Source organism: Winogradskyella sp. (assembly GCF_025210595.1).
In the GTDB taxonomy this organism is placed as follows: Bacteria; Bacteroidota; Bacteroidia; order Flavobacteriales; family Flavobacteriaceae; genus Winogradskyella.
In genome coordinates this window covers 1-7,376 of the sequence record NZ_JAOARH010000134.1, presented here as the reverse complement: position 1 = coordinate 7,376, position 7,376 = coordinate 1, and the positions used below count along the sequence as shown (strand labels likewise).

At 31.6% G+C, this 7,376-nt stretch carries 9 protein-coding genes; 4 read left to right on the top strand and 5 right to left on the bottom strand.

Going from position 1 to position 7,376, the window contains the following annotated elements; genetic code table 11:
- Positions 1-618, bottom strand: a 618-nt coding sequence (locus tag N4A42_RS13420; RefSeq protein WP_367172520.1) for a glycosyltransferase, incomplete at its 3' end; no start/stop codon positions are given.
- 4 nt (positions 619-622) lie between these two features.
- Complete coding sequence (locus N4A42_RS13415) at positions 623-1,936, bottom strand: phenylacetate--CoA ligase family protein (protein WP_294074984.1); 1,314 nt, start codon at positions 1,934-1,936, stop codon at positions 623-625.
- Positions 1,937-2,018: 82 nt separating this feature from the next.
- Here N4A42_RS13415 and purD point away from each other — a divergent pair, with 82 nt between their 5' ends.
- Positions 2,019-3,290, top strand: coding sequence for a phosphoribosylamine--glycine ligase (gene purD, locus N4A42_RS13410; protein ID WP_294074982.1), 1,272 nt, complete (start codon positions 2,019-2,021; stop codon positions 3,288-3,290).
- Here the strand turns inward: purD and N4A42_RS13405 are convergent.
- Positions 3,285-3,512: a uracil phosphoribosyltransferase gene (locus N4A42_RS13405; RefSeq protein WP_294074979.1), complete on the bottom strand. Its 228-nt coding sequence runs from the start codon at positions 3,510-3,512 to the stop codon at positions 3,285-3,287. The genes purD and N4A42_RS13405 overlap by 6 nt on opposite strands.
- 114 nt (positions 3,513-3,626) lie before the next feature.
- On the opposite strand from N4A42_RS13405, the gene N4A42_RS13400 reads away from it, so the two are divergent.
- Positions 3,627-4,544, top strand: coding sequence for a DUF6427 family protein (locus N4A42_RS13400; RefSeq protein WP_294074977.1), 918 nt, complete (start codon positions 3,627-3,629; stop codon positions 4,542-4,544).
- Here N4A42_RS13400 and upp read toward each other — a convergent pair.
- Positions 4,533-5,192, bottom strand: coding sequence for a uracil phosphoribosyltransferase (gene upp / locus N4A42_RS13395; protein ID WP_294074975.1), 660 nt, complete (start codon positions 5,190-5,192; stop codon positions 4,533-4,535). The genes N4A42_RS13400 and upp overlap by 12 nt on opposite strands.
- 74 nt (positions 5,193-5,266) lie before the next feature.
- Here upp and N4A42_RS13390 point away from each other — a divergent pair, with 74 nt between their 5' ends.
- The gene (locus tag N4A42_RS13390; protein WP_294074973.1) at positions 5,267-5,875 is read left to right on the top strand and encodes a DUF4254 domain-containing protein; all 609 of its coding nucleotides are present in this window, start codon (positions 5,267-5,269) and stop codon (positions 5,873-5,875) included.
- Positions 5,876-5,918: 43 nt separating this feature from the next.
- Positions 5,919-6,941, top strand: coding sequence for a glycosyltransferase family 9 protein (locus N4A42_RS13385; RefSeq protein ID WP_294074971.1), 1,023 nt, complete (start codon positions 5,919-5,921; stop codon positions 6,939-6,941).
- 203 nt (positions 6,942-7,144) lie between these two features.
- On the opposite strand, the gene N4A42_RS13380 is transcribed toward N4A42_RS13385, so the two are convergent.
- The coding region (locus tag N4A42_RS13380) for a 2Fe-2S iron-sulfur cluster binding domain-containing protein (RefSeq protein WP_294074968.1) at positions 7,145-7,376 on the bottom strand (232 nt) is incomplete at its 5' end.

Below are 7,376 nucleotides of genomic sequence, written 5' to 3'. Positions count from 1 at the left end.
TTCTTTAAAAGGAATATTAGGATAATTGCGATATAAAAACAGTTCAGGGTTTGTGGTGATTTTACCAACATGAGTTAAAATTTCATTGCTTTGCCCTAATATTAAATTGGCAGATTTGTAATTGAATCGTTCTAACTTTTGCAATAACTTGTAACTAAAGTTTTGTTTTAGTGCACCAAGTTCAAAACCAGCACTAGGCCATAAGTCGCTGACATTTAAAATAAGCTTTCGTTTTCTAGATCTTAAAAAAAGCATACAAGTAAAAGCTACCAATAAGGGTGGTGATTGTACTATCACTTTTTTGGGAACTTTATTCCACATAAAAAACCAAACTAAACTTATGCTGTAAGACAGCATGGCAAACAAACGTAAAAATTTGTTTTTAGATTTACTAGCGTACAACCAAAGTCTAATGATCGTTATGTTATTTTCTAGTGTTTTAGACTTTAATTTACCTTTATACGCGTCAAAAATTTTACCTGTAGGATAATTAGGTAAAGGGGTTACAATCATAACCTCATAATTAGATTTTAATCCCTCAGCCAAGTGAAATATACGGTTAGATGCTGCACCAATTTCTGGCGGAAAATAACTCGTAATTATCATTATTTTTTCCATAGAATTATTTGAGGTAAGATGTAAACTGCTTTAATTTTCCGGATTTAGAACGGTCTAAAACATTCACACGTTCAAAAGTAATTGTAATATTTGGCTCTAAATACTGTTCCATAGCTTTGGCAATAGTGTTCTTTTTATCTTGTGAGAGCTCTTTTTTACTAACAAATTTAATTTTAAAAGTATCTAAGCTTAATTGCTCAATAATAAACTCAGAAACATTACCATCGTTTTCTATAACACTTTTGGTAATGTAGTAGAACGTTAATCCTGCAGCTGTTTTTCCACTAGGCAAAACAGCTATATCGTTAGTTCTACCAATGAGTTTTTTTAAAATGGGCGTTCTTAAAGTGCTTTGTTCATCTAAGATGCCAATATCACCAATATCGTATCTAATAAAAGGGTGCGCTTTGTTGTAAAGTGAGGTGATTACAATACGTCCTTCTTCACCATATGGCAAAGGCTTGTTTTTTTCATCTAAAACTTCAACAAAAAGTGTTTCGCTATTTATTTGCCATTCATTGTTGGTGTTTTGAAAAGCGATTAAATCTAATTCTGAAGCTCCGTATTCATTTACAATAGGTATCCCAAATTGTTTTTCTAACAAGACTTTATCATCATCAAATAACATTTCAGATGTCACAATACATACTTTTAAGCTAGGGCAAACATTTTTTAAAATAATCTGCTTACGATTTAAAAACTTTGCAAATTGTACAATTGGGCTAGTGTAACCGTTTATAAAATCAAATTCTGAAGATTTAAATTTCAATAACACCTTTTCAAAAGCAGCATCACTTAAATCAAAAACCGAAAACCGAAAACGATTGCTAAACCAATCCTTCAAGCGTTCTTTATAATAACTTTTTTTATCTAATGGAATTCCGTAAAAACGAGCTTGTTTAGAAGTGTTAAAATTAATATCGTACCACGAAAACCGATTCATAATTTCAGCCCATGTCATTGCATGGCACCATTTGTCTTTTGCAAAAATGAAAGGATCTCCAGAGCTTCCAGACGTTTTATTTACATAAACATCTTTTAGGGCAAAACCATTACTCAATCTTTTCTCTAAAGGTTGTTGTAAATGGCGTTTGGTCATTACAGGAATTGAATTCCAATCGTTAACATCAATATTTTCACCAAAAGATTTATAGAAGTTGTTGTTTTGTAAATGAAATAAAACGATTTCTTTTTTCTTTTCTTCTAGGTAGCGATTAAACTCAACATCATTTAAAGATTGAATTTTAGAAAGTGCCAATTTAGCCTTGTTAATATTAAAGCCATTTATTTTTAAAGAAAAGTCGAATAGTCGCAAGATGTGTAAAGGCCAAAAAGGTTTCTGTAAATTAATTGTTTTTTCATCTTAAAACCAATTATTTTTGCGCAAACAAAATTTAAACATGAATATTTTAGTACTAGGATCAGGAGGAAGAGAGCATACATTTGCATGGAAAATAGCTCAAAGTCAAAAGCTTAATAAGCTATTTGTAGCGCCAGGTAATTCTGGTACAGATGCTATTGCGACCAATTTAAACATTTCAGTAACAGATTTTGAAGCCATTAAAGATGCGGTTATTAAAAATAGTATTGATTTGGTTGTAGTTGGACCAGAAGATCCATTGGTACAAGGAATTCATGATTTCTTTTTGAATGATGACGCAATTAAGCATGTTTCAGTTATTGGGCCTCAAAAAGCAGCTGCAGAACTAGAAGGAAGTAAAGAGTTTGCTAAGGAATTTATGATGCGCCATAACATACCAACTGCAGCTTACGAGAGTTTTACAAAAGACACCGTAGAAAAGGGTTATGAGTTTTTAGAAACGCTACAACCGCCTTATGTATTAAAAGCAGACGGATTAGCAGCTGGTAAAGGAGTTCTTATTCTTAATGACTTAAATGAGGCGAAAACTGAATTAAAGAACATGTTGGTTGATTCAAAATTTGGTGCTGCAAGTACAAAAGTAGTTATAGAAGAGTTTTTAGACGGAATAGAATTAAGCTGTTTTGTTTTAACCGACGGAAAGGACTATAAAATTCTTCCAACAGCAAAAGATTATAAACGAATAGGAGAAGGTGATACAGGTTTAAATACTGGTGGAATGGGTGCGGTTTCACCTGTGCCGTTTGCTACCAAAGCGTTTTTAGATAAAATTGAAAATCAAATTGTAAAACCTACAGTTGAAGGTTTAAAGAAAGATAGCTTACCGTATGTAGGTTTTATTTTTATTGGGCTTATTAAAGTTGGTGAGAATCCAAAAGTAATAGAGTACAATGTAAGAATGGGAGACCCAGAAACAGAAGTGGTATTGCCAAGATTAAAAACAGATTTGATTGAAGTTTTTCAAGCCATGGGAGATCAAACATTATCTAAAGTAAATATAGAAATAGATGAACGTGCTGCAACCACAATAATGTTAGTATCTGGTGGTTATCCTGAAGCTTATGACAAAGGAAAGGAAATCTTAGGAATTGATAAGATTGAAGATTCTATAGTGTTTCATGCAGGTGCCAAATTACAAGATGAAAAAGTGATAACATCTGGTGGAAGAGTTATGGCAATAACATCTTATGGAGAAACGTATCAAGAAGCCATAAAAAAATCTTATCAAAGCATAGATAATCTACGTTTTGATAAGATGTATTATCGTAAAGATATTGGTTTTGATCTATAAGAAAGAGTGAGAAGAAATACTTTTATCTTCTTCGTTGTTAGCATTAAATTTTGCTAACTGCTTCATCCAATAAATAAATGCTACAGTACCTATTAACATAAATACCCAAGACATTGTATTAGCAGCAAACCAATTTGTAAGCTCTAATTTTCTTAAATAATCTAAAGGCGCAAATAAACCACCAACAAATAAATCATTTATTACGTAAAAGAAATCCTTCATAACTTTATAAATTTACTCGCAAAGCGAGTTTTGATTTTGTTTATTTTAAATCCAAAAGCTTTATTTTTATCTTAAATAAAGTCTAATTAGGCAGCAAAAATACAAAAACAGCAAATGATTACAAGTATTTTTAGTAAATCTAAACCAATAAACTTTATTATAGTTTCTGTTTTTGTTGTTATTCTATTTATAATTTCAAACTATAATCTGCTATTTAATGATTTAAATGAAACATTAACAACGCTATTAAAATTGATAGTTGTTGTTTTTCCGGTGTTTCTTTTAGACTTTATCATTTCCAAAAACAATCTTACTAAAAAGAATAGTTATGGCATAATGACCTTTGGGCTTTTGTTTGCAATGTTTCCTGAGGCATTGAAAGATTTAGACTTATTGTTTGCCAACCTATTTATTCTTTTTGCTTTAAGACGTTTAATAAGTTTACATTCTAACCTATACATCAAAAAAAAGCTTTTTGATGCTGGTTTTTGGATTATGCTAGCAACGCTCTTTTGTTTTTGGGCTATATTGTTTTTTGCATTAGTTATTGTAGCATTAATTTATCACTCAAAAAATAACATTAAAAATGTTATTGTACCATTTGTTGGTATTGCTACCGTTATTTTTCTGCTTGTTGCTTACAATATTGTTTTCTACGACACTTACTTTAAGGTCTCTAATTTTGAACGTTATGCAAGTTTAGATTTTACAGCATATAATAGTATTGAACTTATAATTAAACTTACGGTTGTTTTTACATCATTTGTTTGGATACTGGTCTATTTTTTTAGGGCCTTGCCAGATAAGAATAAAAAACTAAAACCTTCTTTTTTTCTTATAGCTTGGTCCTCTATAATTGCTATTTTAATTGCAATAATTGCTCCAGTAAAAAATGATGCTGAGTTTATATTTCTGTTTGCGCCATTTTCTATAATAATGGCTAATTATATAGAAGTAGTTTCTGAGCGTTGGTTTAAAGAGATTTTTGTTTTGTTGTTAATTATAACTCCAATAATAAGTTTATTGTTGTAGTTTGTTGCCAAAAGCTAAATCACCAGCATCACCCAATCCAGGAATGATATATCCTTTTTCATTTAAGGTCTCATCAACTACTGCAATCCAAAGGTGTGCGTTTTCATCAAATGCTTTAGAAACATAATCTACACCTTCTTGAGCTCCAATAACACTTACTAAATGAATTTCTTTTGGAGTACCAAATGGTTTTAATGCTTCAAAAGTAGCTACCATAGACTGACCTGTAGCTAACATTGGGTCTGCAAGAATAAGGGTTTTGTTTTCTAAACTAGGGCAAGCCAAATATTCTACAATGATCTCAAAACTTTCAGGATTATGCTTGTGTTGCCTATATGCTGATATAAAGGCATTTTCAGCGGCATCAAAATAATTTAGTAATCCATTATGAAGAGGTACACCAGCTCTTAGAATAGAGCACAATACAATATCTTTTTTGTGCAAAACAGTATTGGATATTCCTAAAGGTGTTTCTGTTTTATAATCATCGTAGCTTAAGGATTTGCTTAATTCATAACCCAATATTTCACCAATACGCTCAATATTTCTTCTAAAACGCATACTGTCTTTTTGAATGGTTTTATCCCTTATTTCAGACATAAATGAATTTAAAATTGAAGGTGTTTTAGACAGATTATGAATATGCATGACAATGTGTTTTTCTTGGATGGCTAAGTTAATAATTCAAAGTATATTTGCATATTTAAAACAAATAATTCGATATGTTTTCAGATAAAGCAAACAGTATATTTCAAGATGTTATTAAAACTTATAAGGTTTTAAACACCGTAGATCAACCTTTTACAAATAGGTATAATAAAGATGAAGATTTAATAGCACATTTATTATATAGAAAATGTTGGATAGATACTGTACAATGGGCTTACGAAGACATTATAAGAGATCCAAACATTAATCCTGATGCTGCATTAAAGTTAAAGCGCATGATTGATGCTTCTAATCAAGATAGAACAGATACTGTAGAATTTATAGATAGTTATTTTTTAGACAAGCATAAAGATGTTGAGGTAAAATCTAATGCAAAGATAAATTCTGAAAGTCCGGCTTGGGCAATAGATAGGCTTTCAATTTTAGCTTTAAAAATTTACCACATGCATCTCGAAACTGTTAGAGAAGATGCTACAGATGCACATAAAGCAGCTTGCCAGAAAAAACTAGACGTGCTTTTAGAGCAACGTGTAGATTTAAGCACAGCAATTGATGATTTGCTTAATGATATTGCCAACGGAGACAAGTACATGAAGGTTTACAAACAGATGAAGATGTACAATGACGATGAGCTTAATCCTGTTTTAAGAGGACAGAAATAATTTGTCATCCTGAACTTGTTTCAGGATCTCATATTCTGAATAAATGCCAAACCCAAAACACATACTCATCATTCGTTTTTCAGCAATGGGAGATGTAGCTATGACGGTTCCTGTGTTAAGAGCATTAGTTGAGCAATATCCTAATGTAAAAATCACAGTAGTTACTAGAGCCTTTTTTAAACCATTTTTTGAAGGCATACAAAATGTTGAGGTGTATGAAGCTGAACTTAAAGGAAAGCATAAAGGTGTTTTAGGGCTGTATAAACTTTCAAAAGAATTAAAAGCGTTAAAATTTAATGTAGTTGCAGACTTGCACAATGTTTTACGAAGTAAAATTTTAAAAGTATTTTTCTTTGGAAAGAAAGTCATTCAGATTGATAAAGGTAGGGCAGAAAAGAAAGCCTTAATTTCTGGTAAATTATTTCAGCAATTAAAAACTACACATCAACGTTATGCAGAGGTTTTTGAAAAACTAGGTTATACCATTGATTTGTCAAAGCCGTCATTTCCTCAAAAAGCAGAACTAAACGCAAAGCTAAAAGGGTTTATTACCGACTCAAACAAGAAGATTATTGGAATAGCGCCATTTGCAGCTCATAAAAGCAAAATGTATCCATTAGATAAAATGGAACACGTTATTGCAGAGCTTTCTAAAGATTACAATGTCGTTCTATTTGGAGGTGGAAAAAAAGAGGTTGAAATTTTAGATAGTATAGAAGCGAAGTACAATACTGTAAATTCAGTTGCAGGAAAATTAAGTTTTGATGAAGAATTAAAGCTGATTTCTAATTTAGACCTTATGCTTTCTATGGATTCTGGAAATGGACATTTAGCAGCTATGTTTGGTGTAAAGGTTATTACTATTTGGGGAGTGACACATCCTTTTGCAGGTTTTATGCCTTTTAATCAGCCAGACGATTACGCTTTGTTGGCTAATAGAAAAGCATATCCTTTAATACCAACATCTATTTATGGAAATAAGTTCCCTGAAGGTTATGAAAATGCAGCAGAAAGTATTTCTGTTGAAACGATTGTTTTAAAAGTAAGGTCTGTTATTTCTGCGTAGACAGGAATCTAAAACTTCGCGATATAATTTTTCGTGCTTCAAAATCACTCGAAGAGGTTATGAGTAGTATTATCTTTTCTTTAGAAGAAGTTCTTAATTCTTCATTTATCATTACCAAAACCGAAATTATCCAATTGCTACTTGCTTAAAAGTCTGAGCATCTATTTTCTAAAAGCGAAGCGGTCTAAGATCTATTGTCTAATTTATACATCATCATAATCTACAACCAAAGTAGAAGATGCTGGGTAAGCCTGGCAAGTTAGTACCAAACCTTCAGCAACCTCATTATCTGTCAGTATATTGTTTTGTCGCATAGTAGCTTCGCCTTCTGTAAGTCTTGCAATACAACTACTACATATACCACCTTGGCAAGAATAAGGCGCGTCAATATCTTGTTTTAATGCAGCTTCTAGAATAGATTGCTTTTCAGAAACT

What these genes read in the sequence shown, in the direction of transcription:
- N4A42_RS13400 (WP_294074977.1), top strand. Translation starts at nt 3,627, where the DNA reads ATGATTACAAGTATTTTTAGTAAATCTAAACCAATAAACTTTATTATA.
- N4A42_RS13385 (WP_294074971.1), top strand. Translation starts at nt 5,919, where the DNA reads ATGCCAAACCCAAAACACATACTCATCATTCGTTTTTCAGCAATGGGA.
- N4A42_RS13390 (WP_294074973.1), top strand. Translation starts at nt 5,267, where the DNA reads ATGTTTTCAGATAAAGCAAACAGTATATTTCAAGATGTTATTAAAACT.
- purD (WP_294074982.1), top strand. Translation starts at nt 2,019, where the DNA reads ATGAATATTTTAGTACTAGGATCAGGAGGAAGAGAGCATACATTTGCA.
- N4A42_RS13405 (WP_294074979.1), bottom strand. Translation starts at nt 3,512, where the DNA reads ATGAAGGATTTCTTTTACGTAATAAATGATTTATTTGTTGGTGGTTTA.
- upp (WP_294074975.1), bottom strand. Translation starts at nt 5,192, where the DNA reads ATGCATATTCATAATCTGTCTAAAACACCTTCAATTTTAAATTCATTT.